Source organism: Streptomyces sp. NPDC058525 (assembly GCF_042719495.1).
Taxonomy (GTDB): domain Bacteria; phylum Actinomycetota; class Actinomycetes; order Streptomycetales; family Streptomycetaceae; genus Streptomyces.
The window spans coordinates 1-15,425 of record NZ_JBHXNP010000156.1; the positions used below are offsets into that span (position 1 = coordinate 1).

Annotated in this window: 17 protein-coding genes; 8 read left to right on the forward strand and 9 right to left on the reverse strand. The window is 72.7% G+C overall.

Annotation, left to right across the window (positions count from 1 at the left end):
- Positions 1-11: 11 nt before the first annotated feature.
- From ACFWP3_RS39655 to ACFWP3_RS39665, 3 genes are all read left to right on the forward strand, one after another.
- Entirely contained in the window at positions 12-968 is a 957-nt protein-coding gene (locus ACFWP3_RS39655; protein ID WP_384231377.1) for a cytochrome c oxidase assembly protein, read from the forward strand.
- A gap of 32 nt (positions 969-1,000) precedes the next feature.
- Positions 1,001-1,159 (forward strand): hypothetical protein, encoded by a 159-nt coding sequence (locus ACFWP3_RS39660; protein WP_384231345.1) that lies wholly within the window; start codon positions 1,001-1,003, stop codon positions 1,157-1,159.
- Between the two features lie 133 nt (positions 1,160-1,292).
- Positions 1,293-2,003: a lysophospholipid acyltransferase family protein gene (locus ACFWP3_RS39665; RefSeq protein WP_384231348.1), complete on the forward strand. Its 711-nt coding sequence runs from the start codon at positions 1,293-1,295 to the stop codon at positions 2,001-2,003.
- Between the two features lie 28 nt (positions 2,004-2,031).
- Here the strand turns inward: ACFWP3_RS39665 and ACFWP3_RS39670 are convergent, their stop codons facing one another.
- The 8 genes from ACFWP3_RS39670 to ACFWP3_RS39705 form a co-directional block, all read right to left on the reverse strand.
- Positions 2,032-3,630, reverse strand: a complete 1,599-nt coding sequence (locus ACFWP3_RS39670) for an alpha/beta hydrolase (protein WP_384231378.1) — start codon at positions 3,628-3,630, stop codon at positions 2,032-2,034.
- A gap of 240 nt (positions 3,631-3,870) precedes the next feature.
- Positions 3,871-4,680 (reverse strand): urease accessory protein UreD, encoded by an 810-nt coding sequence (locus ACFWP3_RS39675; RefSeq protein WP_384231381.1) that lies wholly within the window; start codon positions 4,678-4,680, stop codon positions 3,871-3,873.
- 32 nt (positions 4,681-4,712) lie between these two features.
- Positions 4,713-5,408, reverse strand: a complete 696-nt coding sequence (gene ureG, locus ACFWP3_RS39680) for an urease accessory protein UreG (RefSeq protein WP_384231350.1) — start codon at positions 5,406-5,408, stop codon at positions 4,713-4,715.
- A 23-nt stretch (positions 5,409-5,431) separates the two neighbouring features.
- Positions 5,432-6,106, reverse strand: coding sequence for an urease accessory protein UreF (locus tag ACFWP3_RS39685; RefSeq protein ID WP_384231352.1), 675 nt, complete (start codon positions 6,104-6,106; stop codon positions 5,432-5,434).
- A 14-nt stretch (positions 6,107-6,120) separates the two neighbouring features.
- On the reverse strand, positions 6,121-7,842 hold the full coding sequence (locus tag ACFWP3_RS39690; RefSeq protein WP_384231355.1) for an urease subunit alpha: 1,722 nt from the start codon (positions 7,840-7,842) through the stop codon (positions 6,121-6,123).
- The gene (locus tag ACFWP3_RS39695) at positions 7,835-8,146 is read right to left on the reverse strand and encodes an urease subunit beta (RefSeq protein WP_384231357.1); all 312 of its coding nucleotides are present in this window, start codon (positions 8,144-8,146) and stop codon (positions 7,835-7,837) included. Before ACFWP3_RS39695 ends, ACFWP3_RS39690 begins: the two co-directional genes overlap by 8 nt.
- Before the next feature lie 12 nt (positions 8,147-8,158).
- Positions 8,159-8,461 carry an urease subunit gamma gene (locus ACFWP3_RS39700; RefSeq protein WP_384231359.1) on the reverse strand — a complete coding sequence of 101 codons (303 nt, stop codon included), beginning with the start codon at positions 8,459-8,461 and terminating at the stop codon, positions 8,159-8,161.
- 368 nt (positions 8,462-8,829) lie between these two features.
- The gene (locus tag ACFWP3_RS39705; protein ID WP_384231362.1) at positions 8,830-9,285 is read right to left on the reverse strand and encodes an ATP-binding protein; all 456 of its coding nucleotides are present in this window, start codon (positions 9,283-9,285) and stop codon (positions 8,830-8,832) included.
- Between the two features lie 197 nt (positions 9,286-9,482).
- Here ACFWP3_RS39705 and ACFWP3_RS39710 point away from each other — a divergent pair, with 197 nt between their 5' ends.
- Together ACFWP3_RS39710 and ACFWP3_RS39715 are read left to right on the forward strand one after the other, a co-directional pair.
- The gene (locus ACFWP3_RS39710; RefSeq protein WP_384231364.1) at positions 9,483-10,367 is read left to right on the forward strand and encodes a helix-turn-helix domain-containing protein; all 885 of its coding nucleotides are present in this window, start codon (positions 9,483-9,485) and stop codon (positions 10,365-10,367) included.
- A 13-nt stretch (positions 10,368-10,380) separates the two neighbouring features.
- Complete coding sequence (locus ACFWP3_RS39715) at positions 10,381-10,602, forward strand: DUF397 domain-containing protein (protein WP_384231366.1); 222 nt, start codon at positions 10,381-10,383, stop codon at positions 10,600-10,602.
- A 4-nt stretch (positions 10,603-10,606) separates the two neighbouring features.
- Here ACFWP3_RS39715 and ACFWP3_RS39720 read toward each other — a convergent pair whose 3' ends face one another.
- Complete coding sequence (locus tag ACFWP3_RS39720; protein ID WP_384231369.1) at positions 10,607-11,779, reverse strand: 8-amino-7-oxononanoate synthase; 1,173 nt, start codon at positions 11,777-11,779, stop codon at positions 10,607-10,609.
- Between the two features lie 156 nt (positions 11,780-11,935).
- Between ACFWP3_RS39720 and bioB the strand changes: the two genes are divergently transcribed.
- Genes bioB through bioD form a run of 3 tightly spaced genes read left to right on the forward strand, consistent with a single transcriptional unit; the run spans position 11,936 to position 15,279 of the window.
- Positions 11,936-13,222 carry a biotin synthase BioB gene (gene bioB, locus ACFWP3_RS39725; RefSeq protein WP_384231371.1) on the forward strand — a complete coding sequence of 429 codons (1,287 nt, stop codon included), beginning with the start codon at positions 11,936-11,938 and terminating at the stop codon, positions 13,220-13,222.
- The gene (locus ACFWP3_RS39730; protein WP_384231372.1) at positions 13,215-14,537 is read left to right on the forward strand and encodes an adenosylmethionine--8-amino-7-oxononanoate transaminase; all 1,323 of its coding nucleotides are present in this window, start codon (positions 13,215-13,217) and stop codon (positions 14,535-14,537) included. The genes bioB and ACFWP3_RS39730 overlap by 8 nt, the downstream gene beginning before the upstream one ends.
- A gap of 1 nt (position 14,538) precedes the next feature.
- Positions 14,539-15,279 (forward strand): dethiobiotin synthase, encoded by a 741-nt coding sequence (bioD, locus tag ACFWP3_RS39735; RefSeq protein ID WP_384231375.1) that lies wholly within the window; start codon positions 14,539-14,541, stop codon positions 15,277-15,279.
- Positions 15,280-15,425 lie beyond the last annotated feature (146 nt).

A 15,425-nucleotide genomic window follows, 5' to 3' on the forward strand; every position in this document is an offset into this window, starting at 1 on the left:
GGAGTGAAGAGATGGACCACAGCGGGCACGGCATGGGCATGAACATGGACCTGCCGCCCTTCACTCTCGGACGCGGGCTGGAGTTCTCCTTCGACGCCTTCTTCCTCTTCGGGTCCCTGCTGGGGCTCGCGCTGTACGGCTGGGGCGTGCTGCGGCTGCGCCGGCGCGGGGACTCCTGGCCGCTGGGCCGGACCATCGCCTTCACCCTGGGCGTGCTGACCGTGGTGCTGGTGATGTGCACCAAGCTGAACGACTACGGCATGGTCATGTTCAGCGTGCACATGGTCCAGCACATGGTGATCAGCATGATCACCCCGATCCTGCTGCTGCTGGGCGCTCCGGTCACGCTGATGCTGCGTGCGCTGCCGCCCGCCGCGCGCGGCCGCAAGGGCCCGCGCGAGCTGCTGCTGATGCTGCTGCACAGCCGCTACATGCGGATCATCACCCACCCGGCCTTCACGATCCCCATGTTCATCGCCAGCCTCTACGGCCTCTACTTCACCCCGCTCTTCGACTTCCTGATGGAGTCCAGGACCGGGCACATCGCGATGATGGTGCACTTCCTCGCGGTCGGCCTGATCTTCTTCTGGCCGATCATGGGCATCGACCCCGGCCCGCACCGCCCCGGATACGTGATGCGGATGCTGGAGCTCTTCGCCGGCATGCCCTTCCACGCCTTCTTCGGCATCGCCCTGATGATGGCCAGCGAGCCGATGATCAAGACGTACGCGAACCCGCCGGCCTCCCTCGGCATCGACCCGCTGCTCGACCAGCAGTGGGGCGGCGGCATCGCCTGGGCCTTCAGCGAGATCCCCTCGGTGCTGGTGCTGATCGCGCTGGTCTACCAGTGGTACCACTCCGAGCAGCGGGCGGCGAAGCGCTCCGACCGGGCCGCGGACCGCAACGGCGACCAGGAGCTGGAGGCGTACAACGCGTATCTGGCCTCGCTCCAGGCGCGTGGCCAGTAGCGGAGTACGGCCTTCGCGGGCCACCATGGAGCATGACCGGATCCGTTAAGGCGATGGCCGTCATGACCTTCGCCGCCCTGGTGGCCGTCGCCATGTACTCCGTGGCCCTCGGCAGCAACGGCTGGCTGTGGTTCGGCTGGGTGGTGCTGGGACTCCTGACCGCGGGAATGGCCGCCTCACGCGGCGCGTGAGCCCCTGCGGCCCCCGCCGCTGAACCGTCGGGGCCCGACTGTGCGTGCCAGGTCGTGACGGTGCGTGCGAGCGCACCTAGACTGGTTCTTTTCGCCATGTCCGGCGGCGGCCGGGCGAAACGGGAGCGGCCTGGTGTTCTACCACTTGCTCAAGCACGTGTTGCTCGGTCCGCTGCTGCGGCTGCTGTTCAGGCCGCGGATCGAGGGCTCGGAGAACATCCCGGCGGAGGGGGCCGCGATCATCGCGGGCAACCACCTGTCGTTCTCCGACCACTTCCTGATGCCGGCGATCCTCAAGCGGCGCATCACCTTCCTCGCGAAGGCCGAGTACTTCACCGGTCCCGGGGTCAAGGGGCGCCTGACGGCCGCCTTCTTCCGCAGCGCCGGGCAGATCCCCGTGGACCGCTCCGGCAAGGACGCCGGGCAGGCCGCGCTGCGCGAGGGGCTGGGCGTGCTGGCCAAGGACGAGCTGCTGGGCATCTACCCGGAGGGCACCCGCTCGCACGACGGGCGGCTGTACAAGGGCAAGGTGGGCGTGGCCGCGATGGCCCTGGGGGCCGGGGTGCCCGTCGTGCCGTGCGCGATGGTCGGCACCTTCGAGATCCAGCCGCCCGGGCAGAAGATCCCGAAGATCCGCCGGGTGACGATCCGCTTCGGCGAGCCGATGGACTTCTCCCGGTACGCCGGCCTGGAGGGCGAGCGGGCCGTCCTGCGGGCCGTGACCGACGAGATCATGTACGCCATCCTCGAACTGTCCGGCCAGGAGTACGTCGACCGCTACGCGGCGGAGGTCAAGGCCGAGGAAGAGGAGGAACGGAAGAAGGCCCGGCGCCGATCGCGCTGAGCCTCCTCCCGTTCACGTACGACCGGGCCTAGCGGACGGCCGGGAGTTCCTCGCGCGCCGGCCAGGCGGCGCCCGCACCGTGGTCGAGCGACAGCGCGGCGACCGGGGCCGGGGCGACCGGAGCGGCGTGCGGTGCGCACTTCACGTCCCTGGCGTCGACCTTGCCGGTCAGCAGGTACGTGTCGACCCGCGTGTTGATGCAGGGGTTCACCAGGCTGGTGACGCCGTGCGAGCCGGCGTTCTGCTCGGTGATCAGGCGGGAGCCGGCGAGGCGGCGGTGCAGCTCGACCGCGCCCTCGTACGGGGTGGCCGCATCCCGCTCGGACTGGACGATCAGCACCGGCGCCAGACCGCGTTTGGCACCGACCTCGATCGGGGTGCTCTGCTTGGACTTCCAGGTCGCGCAGGGCAGGTTCATCCAGGCGTTCGACCAGGTCAGGAACGGGTACTTGGCGTGCAGCCGGGTGTTGTCCCGGTCCCACTTGGCCCAGCTGGTGGGCCACTTGGCGTCGGCGCACTCGACCGCGGTGTAGACGGCGTTGCCGTTCTCGGACGCCGCGTTGCCCTTGGTGTCCGACATGTCCGGGGCGATGGCGTCGACGAGCGCCTGCTCGTCACCCGCCTCGTACGCGGCCCAGGTCTGGGCGACGGGCACCCAGGAGGAGTCGTAGTACGGGGCGCCCTGGAAGAAGCCGGTGAGCTCGGCCGGGCCGACGACCCCGCCGACCGGGTTGGCCTTGGCCTTGGCGCGCAGCACCTGGAACGTGGCCTCGACCTTGGCGCGGGTGTCGCCGAGGTGGAAGACCGCGTCGTTCTTGGCGACCCAGTCCTGCCAGTCGTTCCAGCGCGTCTGGAAGGCCACGTCCTGGCCGAGGTTGGCCTCGTACCAGATGTTGTCCGTGTCCGGGTTGACCACGCTGTCGACGATCATGCGGCGCACGTGGGTCGGGAAGAGGGTCGCGTAGACCCCGCCGATGTAGGTGCCGTACGAGACGCCGAGGAAGTTCAGCTTCTGCTCGCCGAGGGCGGCGCGGATCACGTCGAGGTCGCGCGCGGTGTTCGGCGTGGTCATGTGCGGCAGCATCTCGCCGCTGCGCTCCTTGCAGCCGTCCGCGTACGCGGCGGCGAGCTTGCGCTGGGCGCGCTTGTCGGCCTCGTTGGACGGGACCGGGTCGGCCTTGGGGGCCTTGACGAACTCCTGCGGGTCGATGCAGGAGATCGGCGCGGAGTGGCCGACGCCGCGCGGGTCGAAGCCCACGAAGTCGTACGCCTTGGAGGCGTTGACCCACAGCGGGCTCTTGGTGGTGACCCGGCGCGGGAAGCGCATGCCGGAACCGCCGGGGCCGCCGGGGTTGTAGATGAGGGCGCCCTGGCGCTCCTCCTTGGTGCCCGTGTTGCCGATGCGGTCGACGGCGATGTCGATGGTCTTGCCGAACGGCTTGGTGTAGTCGAGCGGGACCTTCACCCAGCCGCACTGGATGGGCTTCTCGAAGCCCCAGTCGGCCGGACAGTCCTTCCAGTCGATCCCGGTGCGGGCGGCGCGGGCGGCGGCGATCTGGACGCCCACCGCCTCCGCGGCCCCGTTGTCGCGGCCGGCCGAGGCCGCCGTGGCCGACGGGGCGAGCATCAGGCTCGCCGCCAGCGTGCCGGTGATCAGAGTGGCGGCGCTCCCCAGCGCCGCGTTGCGTATCACGTGGTCGTTCCCCCTGCATGAGTTCGGTCGTCGACGTGCAGGCCGACGTGCAAGGGGATCCTTGCGCCTCACCACGACCCGGCGACAGAGCGCGGCCGAGTTCTTTGCCAACCCGATAACCGGACAAGCGAGTACCGCTGAGCGGTGCCGGGCCGCGTGCCGGGCCGCTCCGAACTACGCCCCGGACGGCGGCCCGTAGGTCCGCGCGGCCCGGTCGAGCAGTTCCCGCAGCCGCAGCGCGTCCGGGGCCAGGGCGGTCACGAGGACGGCCGGGCCGGCCAGCGGAGTGACCGCGGCGAACTCGCCCAGCACCCCCGCCGCGGGCGGACTCTGGGCGAAGACCGGGTCCACGACCAGGAGTTGGCCGAGCGCCCGGTGCCCCGCCAGACCCGCGGGACCGTCCCAGCCGCCGGGCGCGCCGGGTCCGCAGGTCAACTCCTGGTCCAGCAGCGGCCGGTCCCCGCGGGTGGCGGTGAGCCGGCTGCGCAGCAGGCCCGGGGCCTCCCCGCAGCGGCCCAGCACCTGTTCCTCGCGCAGCAGCAGCCGGGCGGTGGGGGCCAGCCGGACCCGCGTGTGCACCCGCAGGTCGCTGCCGCGCACGGACACCAGCGGCTCGGGCAGCCAGCGCACGGCCGCACCGTCCTCAAGGGTCAGGTGTACGTCGTACCGCGCGGGCGCGCCGCCCCGGCCGGGCAGGGCCAGGGTGGCCGCCGCCGAGCCGAGGGCGAGGCGCGCACCGGGCCCGGCGGTCGCCTCGACGGTGAGGTGGTCGCCGCCCAGCGGGGCGCTCATGGCGCCGACCAGCATGACCCCCGCCTCGGCGGCGGTCCCCCGCGTGCGGCGCAGCGCGAGCGGTCCTTCCCCGGCGAGCAGCGGCAGGGCGGTGCCGCCCCGGCCGTCGGCGACGGCGTGGACGCGGGCGGTGGCGCGCACGCCCGCGGGGGTGACGGGGGCCGCCGGGGTGAGGGGGACCGCCGGGGTCACGGGCACCGCGGCGGTGGCGGGGGCCGCGCTGGTCACCGTACGACCCAGGCGGCCATCCGCTCGCGCACCCACGCGGCCACCGGACCCACGCCTTCCGAGCCGCGCAGCGACTGGAAGACGACGGGCAGTTCACCGCGCTGCTCGGCGGCGTCGCCGGCCATCCGCCCGAGGTCGGAGCCGACGTACGGGGCGAGGTCGGTCTTGTTGACGACGAGGAGGTCGGCGGTGGTGACGCCGGGGCCGCCCTTGCGCGGGATGTCGTCCCCGCCGGCCACGTCGATGACGAAGATCTGCGCGTCGACCAGCCCCCTGGAGAAGGTGGCGGTGAGGTTGTCCCCGCCGGACTCGACGAGGATCAGGTCGAGCGGGCCGGTCTCCCGGAAGGCCTCTTCGAGTTCCTCGACGGCCTCCAGGTTGGCGGAGATGTCGTCGCGGATGGCGGTGTGCGGGCAGGCGCCGGTCTCCACCGCGGTGATCCGCTCGGGCGGCAGGACGGCCTCGCGGAGCAGGAACTCGGCGTCCTCGCGCGTGTAGATGTCGTTGGTGACGACGGCCATGGACAGTTCGGCGCGCAGGGCGCGGCACAGCGCGGCGACGGTGGCGGTCTTGCCGGAGCCGACTGGTCCGCCGAGTCCGATGCGCAGGGCGCGCCGGGTGCCGTCGGCGCGCAGCGGCGCGGCGCTCTGCGTGTGGCGGTGGGGGTAGGTCACCGCGTGGTCGAGGTGCATGGTGGGTCTCCTTGAAGGGGTGGTCAGGAAGCGAAGAGGCGGACCGGCCAGTCGGCATGGACCTCCGCCGCGATCTCCAGCAGGGGCGAGGAGGCCGCGGGCAGCGCGCCCGTGCCCTCCGTGCGGGCCCGGTGCGCGGCCTCGGCCGCCCGGGCCGCGACGGCGTCGAGCGCGGGGGCCAGCCGGGCCAGCACCCCGCTCGCCTCGAAGGGGTCCAGGCCCAGCAGCCGCACGGTCGCGGTCGCGGGCCCGCCGATGCTCTCGTACGCCGCCACGTGCGCGGCGTCGAGCGGCCCGAGGCCGGCCGCCCGGGCGGTGACGCCGAGCACGACGGGCTGGTGGGCCCCGCGCGGGAACGCGGCGGCCAGCGCGTCCAGTTCGGCGGCGGGCCAGGTGGCCCGGGCCGCCCGCAGGAGCTGGCGGCCGAGGCGCCGCGCGGCGGTGCGCAGGGCGGGCGAGGGGGTGCGGGCGTCGGCGGCGGCGTCGAGCTCCGCCGGGTCGAGGCCGAGCGCGGCCGCCGCCGCGAGGGCGGCGGCGGTGAGCCCGGCGGTGTGCAGCCGGCCCCGGCAGAAGTCCTCCAGGGTGGCGGCGTCGTGGATCCGGCCGGCCTTGCAGGCGGCCTCGGCCCCGCCGGAGTGGGCGTGGCCCCCGGCGGGGAAGCGGCCGTCGGCGAGGACGAGCAGGGCGGCGAGGCTCATCAGGCTGTGCCCATTCAGAAGAGGAAGTATCTCTGTGCCATGGGCAGCTCCGCGGCGGGCGCCGGTTCCACGGCCTCGCCGTCGATGGTGACGGTGAAGGTGTCGGCGTCGACCTCGACCCTCGGCATGGCGTCGTTGTTGCGCATGTCCGCCTTGCCGACCTTGCGGGTGCTCTCGATGGCCACGAAGGCCTTGCCGAGGCCGAGCCGGTCGGGCAGTCCGTCGTCGAGGGCGGCCTGGGCGGTGAAGTTGAGCGAGTTCAGGCCGGGGGCCCGCCCGTGGCTGCCGAACATCGGCCGGGGCAGCACGGGCTGCGGGGTGGGGATGGAGGCGTTGGCGTCGCCCATCTGCGCGTAGGCGATCTGGCCGCCCTTGATGACCAGTTCGGGCTTGACCCCGAAGAAGGCGGGGTGCCACAGGACGAGGTCGGCGAGTTTGCCGGTCTCGACCGAGCCGATCTCGCGGGCCAGTCCCTGGGCGACGGCGGGGTTGATCGTGTACTTGGCGACGTAGCGGCGGGCGCGCCGGTTGTCGGCGGGTCCGTCGCCGGGGAGGAAGCCGCGGCGCTTCTTCATCACGTGGGCGGTCTGCCAGGTGCGCAGGACCACCTCGCCGACCCGGCCCATGGCCTGGGAGTCGGAGGAGATGATGGAGATGGCCCCGAGGTCGTGCAGGACGTCCTCGGCGGCGATGGTCGAGGGCCGGATCCGGGATTCGGCGAAGGCGAGGTCCTCGGGGACGGCCGGGTTGAGGTGGTGGCAGACCATCAGCATGTCGAGGTGTTCCTCGACGGTGTTGAGGGTGTGCGGCCGGGTCGGATTGGTGGAGCTGGGCAGGATGTTGGGCTCGGAGACCACGGTGATGATGTCGGGGGCGTGCCCGCCGCCCGCGCCTTCGGTGTGGTACGAGTGGATGGTCCGCCCGCCGATGGCCGCGAGGGTGTCGGCGACGAACCCGGCCTCGTTGAGGGTGTCGGTGTGGATGGCGACCTGGGCGCCGGTCTCCTCGCAGACGCTCAGGCAGGCGTCGATCACGGCGGGGGTGGACCCCCAGTCCTCGTGGATCTTGAAGCCGAGCGCCCCGCCGCGCAGTTGGGAGTGCATGGCCTCGGTGGACATGGTGTTGCCCTTGCCCAGCAGGCCGATGTTGACGGGGTAGGCCTCCAGGGCCGCGAACATCCGGGCCAGGTGCCAGGGCCCGGGGGTGACGGTGGTGGCCTTGGTGCCCTCGGCCGGGCCGGTGCCGCCGCCGACGAGGGTGGTGATGCCGGAGGCGAGGGCCGTCTCGATCACGGTCGGGGAGATGAAGTGCACGTGGGCGTCGATGGCGCCGGCGGTGACGATCTTGCCGTTGCCGGAGACGATCTCGGTCTCGGGCCCGATGACGAGCGCGGGGTCGACCCCGTCCATCGTGTCGGGGTTGCCGGCCTTGCCGATGCCGCAGATGCGGCCGTCGCGGATGCCGAGGTCGGCCTTGACGATGCCCCAGTGGTCGAGGATCACCACTCCGGTGATCACGGTGTCGGGCGCGCCCTCGGCCCGCGTGGTGCGGGCCTGTCCCATGGACTCGCGGATCACCTTGCCGCCGCCGAAGACGGCCTCGTCGCCGGCCCGGCCGGGGCCGCCGCTGAGGTCCTCCTCGATCTCGACGAACAGGTCGGTGTCGGCCAGCCGGATCCGGTCACCGGCCGTTGGCCCGAAAAGGTCGGCGTACCGCTCGCGGGAGATCTCAGCCATCGAGCGGCCCTCCGGTCTCCCCGCGCAGTCCCGGTACGGTGCGCAGTCCGCCCAGCGGTACGAGCTCCACCGCGACCGGAATGCCCGGTTCGAAGCGCACGGCGGTGCCTGCGGCGACGTTGAGGCGGAGCCCGCGGGCGGCGGAGCGGTCGAAGTCGAGTCCGGGATTGGCCTCGGCGAAGTGGTAGTGGGAGCCGACCTGGACGGGCCGGTCGGCGGCGTTGAGCACGGTGAGACGGGTGACGGGGCGGCCCTCGTTGAGGCGCACCGGACCGTCCCCGTAGGCGATTTCGCCGGGGATCATGACGGTTCCCCCTCAGACGATCGGGTCGTGGACGGTGACGAGTTTCGTTCCGTCCGGGAAGGTGGCCTCGACCTGCACGTCGTGGATCATCTCGGGGATCCCCTCCATGACCTCCGCGCGGCCGAGCACGGTACGGCCGGAGGCCATCAGCTCGGCCACCGTCCGCCCGTCGCGGGCCCCTTCGAGGATGTGCGACGTGATCAGCGCGATCGCCTCGGGATGATTGAGGAGCACCCCGCGGGCCCGGCGCCTCGCGGCCACGTCGGCGGCCACGTGGATGAGCAGTCTCTCCTGCTCGTGCGGAGTCAGTTGCACTGGTTATCACCAAGTTTCCGGGACAAGGTCAACATCGCGCCGGGGCGACCCTACCGGCCGTCAACACGCCGTTGACCTGGGGATATCCGAGCCAGGCAAGTCTTGCCCAACGCAGAGGAAGACATTCCGTCCCGACCACCGCCGCTTTACCGGATCATGGGTGATCTTTGGCGGAGGAACGTGGAGCCACGCTAGGCTCCATGCTTTTCCACCGCGTTAACCCACGTTTCGGGAAGGCACCCGGTTCATCTCACGGGCCCCTGAACCCCGTTTCCGTATACGGCCGGTGGCATGGCCCGTATCCGGCCCGAACCCAGCCCGGACCCGGCCCGGAAGCGGCCACGAGCCGGGCCGGGCGGCGGCCGGAGTCAGCAGCCGGTGGCGGTGGCGGTCCGCGCGGGCGCGCCGACGGTCCAGGGCAGCGCGATCCAGACCGTCTTGCCGCCGTCCTCGGTGGGGCTGACCGACAGCCGGCCGCCCGCTTCCGCCGTCAGCCAGCGGATGATGACCATGCCCCGGCCGTTGTCCTGCTGTACGGCGGCCGGGAGCCGCTTGGGCCAGCGGGGGTGGCTGTCGGTCACTCCGATGCGCAGCCACTCCTCGCGCTCCAGCCGGATGTCGACGGTGAAGGTGGGCGACTGGCCGAAGGTGTGCTGCACGGCGTTGGTGGCGAGCTCCGAGACGATCAGCCGGACGCTGTCGGCCGTGGTGGCGTCATCGGGCAGTCCCCATTCGCCCAGCACCTGGGCGACGTAGCGGCGGGCGGTGGCGACCGAAGCGGGATCGCTCGGCAGAGTGACGGATGCTTCCTGGTGATCTGCCATGGCGACGGTCCCTTTCCCACCGGGGCCAAGCCGCCCCGGATCTGTGCTGGACGCCAGAGTGCCACCCATCGTCCCGTCGTTTCTCCCGTTCCCCCAAGATATGCATATATCTGTCGCTCAATGCGGTGAACTCTGCTACGGAATAGCGTATTTGGACGGCAGACTGGTGCGAGCTGTGCCGGTGGAAGGAGGCGGGTATGCAGCACGGTCCCGCGGTGCGTCGGCGCAAGCTCGGCGAGGAACTGCGTGCCCTGCGCGACCGGTCCGGTCTCACGAGCGGTGAGGCGGCCCGGATCGCAGGATGGCACCAGTCGAAGATCAGCCGCATCGAGACGGGCCGCAGCGGGGTCAAACCGGAGGACATCCGGCTGCTCCTCGACGTCTACGGGGAGATCGTGAGCCCCGAACAGCGGGCGCTGCTGGAAGCCCTGTCGGCCTCCGCGGCCGGCCCGGGGCCGGGGGGCGACACCGGGCGCGGCCGGCAGTGGTGGCACGACTACCGGGGGCTGCTGCCCCAGGAGTACCGGGACTTCATCAGCCTGGAGGCCGGCGCCCGGTCGGCGCGCACGGTGGAGCTGTCCGTGGTTCCCGGCCTGCTGCAGACGGCGGGGTACGCGCGGGCGGTGACCCGGGCCGCGCTGGGCGGGCTGCCGGAGCCGAAAGTGGACGCGCTGGTCGAGGTCCGGCTGGCGCGCCAGAAGGTGCTGCGCGCCGATCCGCCGCTGGAGCTGAGCGCCGTACTGGACGAGGCGGTGCTGCGCCGGCAGATCGGGGGGCCGGGGGTGATGGCGGGGCAGTTGAGGCACCTGGTGGAGGTGGGACGGCTGCCCCAAGTCCGACTTCAGGTATTGCCGTTCAGTGTGGGAGGCCATCTCGGCCTCACCGGTCCGTTCGTGATTTTCTCATTTCCGAACATCGCCGATCTGGATGTGGTGGTACTCGACCATTTGACGAGTAGCCTCTATCTGGAGCGGAAGGAAGACCTTGAGGCGTACAGCGCCGCGTTCCGCACCATTCAGGAGCACGCCCTCCCGCCCCAGGACTCGTCGGATCTCATCAGCTCACTCGCTGACGACGCGTAAGGAGGCACCCCCCGTGTCCGCAACCCCCTTATCCACCAGCGGACTTCTGATCAGCGCGCGGTGGCGGCGGAGCAGCCGCAGCACCGGAATGAACAACTGCGTGGAAGCGGCCGTCCTCGGCGGCGGCCTGCTGGCCGTCCGCGACTCCAAGCGGACGGACGGCCCGGCCGTGCTCTTCACCGGGCCCGCCTGGGCCGGCTTCCTCGCGAGCGTACGAACGGACGTGCCCGTCTGACGTCCTAGCGGTCCGTGGCTCCGGCCGGCGCGGTCAGCAGAATCGTTCCGACGGCCTGATCGATCTCCTCCCCCGTGAGATCGGCCCTGGCGGTCAGCCGCAGCCGGGAGATACCGTCCGGCACCGACGGCGGCCGGAAGCACCCCACGGACAGTCCTGCCTCCCGGCAGTCGGCGGCCCAGCGCAGCGCCGCCGAAGCCGACGGGGCCCGAACCGACACCACGGCCGCGTCCGGCCGGGCCGCGGTCAGGCCGGACGCGGTGAGCCGCCCGTACAGCCGGTCGGCCACCTCGCGGGCGCGGGCGGCGCGCTCCGGTTCCCTCCGGAGCAGGCGCAGGCTCGCCAGCGCCGCGCCCGCGGCGGCCGGGGCCAGCCCGGTGTCGAAGATGAAGGTGCGCGCGGTGTTGACCAGGTGCCGGATGACCTTGGCCGGACCCAGCACGGCGCCGCCCTGGCTGCCCAGCGACTTCGACAGGGTGAGCGTGGCCACCACCCCCGGCGCGCCCGCGAGTCCGGCGGCGTGCAGGGCGCCGCGGCCGCCCTCCCCCAGCACGCCCAGGCCGTGCGCGTCGTCCACCAGCAGGGCCGCGCCCCCGTCACGGCAGGCCGCCGCGTAGCCGGCGAGCGGGGCGGCGTCCCCGTCCACCGAGAACACCGAGTCGGTGACCAGCAGCGCCCGGCCCTCGTGCGCGGCGAGCGTCTTGCGCGCGGTGTCCGGGTCGGCGTGCGGGATCACGGCGGTCTCGGCGCGCGAGAGGCGGCAGCCGTCGACGATCGAGGCGTGGTTGCCGGCGTCGGAGACGACCAGCGTGCCCCGGTCGGTGAGCGCGGTGACGGCGGCGAGGTTGGCCGCGTACCCGGACGAGAGCACCAGCGCGGCCTCGAACCCGCAGAAGGAGGCGAGCTCCCGCTCGAGCTCCGCGTGAAGCTCGGTCGTGCCCGTCACGAGACGGGATCCGGTGGCTCCGCCGCCCCACAGCTCGGCGGCCTCCCGTGCACCGCGTACGGTCTCCGGATGCCGGGACAGCCCGAGGTAGTCGTTGCTCGCCAGGTCCAGCAGCGGGGAGGCCGCCGGCCGCGGCCGCAGCGTCCGGACGAGCCCCGCCGCTTCCCGGGCGCGTTCGGCGGCGTCGATCCAGGCGAAGACGTCGACCGGACCGGGGGTGTGCTGGGGCATCGGCAGATCCTCGTGTTTTGTCGGCAGTCCACAGACCTGCCCGACCCTAGCCGCCGTGACCTGAGTGTCAGGTGTGGTGATACACACACTCCCATCCGGCCATGTTGTGCGATCTCTCCTTGGCCGGGAGCGGTGGAGTGGTCCAGGATCGGCCTCATGGACCTGCTGAACACCCTGGTGGACAAGGGGCTGCGGCGCGAGCTGCCGACCCGCGAAGAGGCGCTCGCCGTACTGGCGACTTCCGACGACGAACTGCTCGACGTGGTGGCCGCGGCCGGCAAGGTGCGCCGCCAGTGGTTCGGCCGCCGGGTCAAGCTCAACTACCTGGTCAACCTGAAGTCGGGCCTGTGCCCGGAGGACTGCTCCTACTGCTCGCAGCGCCTCGGCTCCAAGGCCGAGATCCTCAAGTACACCTGGCTGAAGCCGGAAGAGGCCTCGCAGGCCGCGGCGGCCGGTGTCGCGGGCGGCGCCAAGCGCGTCTGCCTGGTCGCGAGCGGACGCGGCCCGACGGACCGGGACGTGGAGCGCGTCGGCAAGACGATCGCCGCGATCAAGGAGCAGAACGAGGGCGTCGAGGTCTGCGCCTGTCTGGGCCTGCTCTCCGACGGCCAGGCGGAGCGGCTGCGCGACGCGGGTGCGGACGCGTACAACCACAACCTCAACACCTCCGAGGCGACGTACGGTCAGATCACCAAGACCCACACCTACGCGGACCGGGTCGACACGGTGCAGAAGGCGCACGCCGCCGGCCTGTCCGCCTGCTCCGGTCTGATCGCGGGCATGGGCGAGAGCGACGAGGACCTCGTCGACGTCGTCTACTCGCTGCGCGAGCTGGACCCGGACTCGGTCCCGGTCAACTTCCTGATCCCGTTCGAGGGCACCCCGCTCGCCAAGGAGTGGAACCTCACCCCGCAGCGCGCCCTGCGGATCCTCGCGATGGTGCGCTTCGTCTGCCCCGACGTCGAGGTCCGGCTCGCGGGCGGGCGCGAGGTGCACCTGCGGTCCATGCAGCCGCTGGCCCTGCACCTGGTCAACTCGATCTTCCTGGGTGACTACCTGACCAGCGAGGGCCAGGCCGGCCAGGCGGACCTCGACATGATCGCGGACGCCGGATTCGAGGTGGAGGGCGCCGGTACGAGCACCCTGCCGGCCCACCGCGCCGACGTGGCGGCGGCGGCCACCGGCGGCGGCTGCGGCTCGCACGGCGGCGGCGCCTCCCTCTGCGGCCCGGCGGGCTCCGGCGACGCCACCGCGGACCCGCAGGCCGCCGGCGGCTGCGGTTCGGCCTGCGGCGGCTGCTCCGGACACGCGGAAGCGGCGCCCGTACCGGCCCAGGCGGAAGCGGCGCCCGTACCCGCCCAGGCGGAAGCGGGCGGGGTCCGCTCGGACCTCGTGGCCGTCCGCCGCCGCGGCGCGGGAACGGACCTCGCACCCAATGCCTGACCAGCTCGATCCGCCGTTGTCCGGTGCGGAACTGCTCGCCCTGGACCGGCAGCACGTCTGGCACCCGTACGGTCCGATGCCCGGGCGGCAGGAGCCGCTGGTCATCGCCTCCGCCTCGGGGGTGCGGCTGCGGCTCGCCGACCCGTCCCAGGGGCAGGGCCACGAGGAGCTGGTCGACGGCATGTCCTCCTGGTGGTCGGCGATCCACGGCTACAACCACCCGGTGCTGAACGAGGCCGCGACCACCCAGCTGGGCCGTATGTCGCACGTGATGTTCGGCGGGCTCACCCATGAGCCCGCCGTCCGGCTCGCCGCGAAGCTCGTCGAGATCACCCCGCCGGGGCTGGAGCACGTCTTCCTCTCCGACTCCGGCTCGGTGTCCGTCGAGGTCGCGGTCAAGATGTGCCTGCAGTACTGGCGTTCGCTCGGCCGGACGGGCAAGACCCGGCTGCTGACCTGGCGCGGCGGCTACCACGGGGACACCTGGCAGCCCATGGCCGTCTGCGACCCCGAGGGCGGCATGCACGAGCTGTGGCAGGGCCACCTGCCGCGGCAGGTGTTCGCGGACGCACCGCCCGGCGGCTTCGACACCCCGCCGGACCCCGCGTACACGGACCACCTGCGCTCCCTGATCGCCGCCCACGCGGACGAGCTGGCGGCGGTGATCGTGGAGCCGGTGGTGCAGGGCGCGGGCGGCATGCGCTTCCACCACCCCGGCCACCTGCGGGTGCTGCGCGAGTTGTGCGACGAGTACGGCGTCCTGCTCATCCTGGACGAGATCGCGACCGGCTTCGGCCGCACCGGCACACTGTTCGCCGCGGACCACGCGGGGATCACGCCGGACGTGATGTGCCTGGGCAAATCGCTGACGGGCGGCTACCTCACGCTGGCGGCGACCCTGTGCACCGGGCGGGTGGCCGACGGGATCTCCCAGGGCGAGGTGCCGGTGCTCGCGCACGGGCCGACCTTCATGGGCAACCCGCTGGCGACGGCCGTGGCGCTCGCCTCGATCGAGCTGCTGCTCGGCCAGGACTGGGCGACCGAGGTCAAGCGGATCGAAGCGGGGCTGCGCGAGGGCTTGGCAGCCGCGGCCGGGCAGCCGGGCGTACGCGACGTACGGGTCCTGGGCGCGATCGGCGTGGTCCAGCTGGACCACGAGGTCGACATGGCGGCCGCCACCGCGGCGGCCGTCCGGGAAGGCGTGTGGCTGCGCCCGTTCCGGGACCTGATCTACACCATGCCGCCGTTCGTCACGGGCGACACCGATGTCGCCCGGATCTGCCGAGCGGTGTGCGCGGCGGCACGGGAAGGCTGAGATGTCCATTCTGGTCGTGTCCGGTACGGGCACGGAGATCGGCAAGACCGTGGTCACCTCGGCGGTCGCGGCCGCGGCGGTGGCCGCGGGACGCTCGGTGGCGGTGCTCAAGCCCGCGCAGACGGGTGTCGGCCCCGACGAACCGGGGGACGCGGCGGAGGCGGTCCGGCTGGCCGGACCCGCCGTCACGGCGGTTGAACTGGCCCGCTACCCGGAGCCGTTGGCCCCGGACACGGCGGCCCGCCGGGCCGGGCTGCCGACGCTCGCCCCGTCGGACATCGCGGAGGCGGCCCGCCGGCTGTCCCTCGACCACGACCTGGTCCTGGTGGAGGGCGCGGGCGGGCTGCTGGTCCGCTTCGACGAGGCGGGCCACACCCTGGCCGACGCGGCCGTCCTGCTGGGCGCCCCGGTGCTGGTGGTGGCCGCGGCGGGCCTCGGCACGCTCAACTCCACGGCCCTGACGGCGGAGGCCCTGCGGGCGCGCGGCCTGACGGCGCTGGGCGTGGTCGTCGGCAGCTGGCCCTCGTCCCCGGACCTGGCCTCCCGCTGCAACCTGGCCGACCTCCCGAAGTCCGCGGGCGCCCCCCTCCTGGGCGCGATCCCGCACGGCGCGGGCGCCCTCCCCCCCACCGAGTTCCGCACCCAGTCACCCACCTGGCTGGCCCCACCCCTCACGGGCACCTGGTCCGAACCCACCTTCCTGAAAACCTGGTCCCCCACCCCCCTACCCGAACACCCGTAGCCCCACCACCCCGGGCCCCGCCCTCCAGCCCCGCCGGGCACAATCCAGCCCCGCCGGGCAGGATCCAGCCCCGCCGGCGTTTGAGGCGCGGGGTCCGGGGCGGAGCCCCGATCTTTCAGCCCACCGGGCCCACTCCAGCACCACCG

Coding starts and splice junctions, on each gene's coding strand:
- ACFWP3_RS39720 (WP_384231369.1), bottom strand. CDS start 11,779: ATGCCCCAGCACACCCCCGGTCCGGTCGACGTCTTCGCCTGGATCGAC.
- ACFWP3_RS39670 (WP_384231378.1), bottom strand. CDS start 3,630: ATGCTCGCCCCGTCGGCCACGGCGGCCTCGGCCGGCCGCGACAACGGG.
- ACFWP3_RS39660 (WP_384231345.1), top strand. CDS start 1,001: ATGACCGGATCCGTTAAGGCGATGGCCGTCATGACCTTCGCCGCCCTG.
- ACFWP3_RS39690 (WP_384231355.1), bottom strand. CDS start 7,842: ATGGCTGAGATCTCCCGCGAGCGGTACGCCGACCTTTTCGGGCCAACG.
- ureG (WP_384231350.1), bottom strand. CDS start 5,408: ATGCACCTCGACCACGCGGTGACCTACCCCCACCGCCACACGCAGAGC.
- ACFWP3_RS39710 (WP_384231364.1), top strand. CDS start 9,483: ATGCAGCACGGTCCCGCGGTGCGTCGGCGCAAGCTCGGCGAGGAACTG.
- ACFWP3_RS39655 (WP_384231377.1), top strand. CDS start 12: ATGGACCACAGCGGGCACGGCATGGGCATGAACATGGACCTGCCGCCC.
- ACFWP3_RS39730 (WP_384231372.1), top strand. CDS start 13,215: ATGCCTGACCAGCTCGATCCGCCGTTGTCCGGTGCGGAACTGCTCGCC.
- ACFWP3_RS39685 (WP_384231352.1), bottom strand. CDS start 6,106: ATGAGCCTCGCCGCCCTGCTCGTCCTCGCCGACGGCCGCTTCCCCGCC.
- ACFWP3_RS39695 (WP_384231357.1), bottom strand. CDS start 8,146: ATGATCCCCGGCGAAATCGCCTACGGGGACGGTCCGGTGCGCCTCAAC.
- ACFWP3_RS39705 (WP_384231362.1), bottom strand. CDS start 9,285: ATGGCAGATCACCAGGAAGCATCCGTCACTCTGCCGAGCGATCCCGCT.
- bioD (WP_384231375.1), top strand. CDS start 14,539: ATGTCCATTCTGGTCGTGTCCGGTACGGGCACGGAGATCGGCAAGACC.
- bioB (WP_384231371.1), top strand. CDS start 11,936: ATGGACCTGCTGAACACCCTGGTGGACAAGGGGCTGCGGCGCGAGCTG.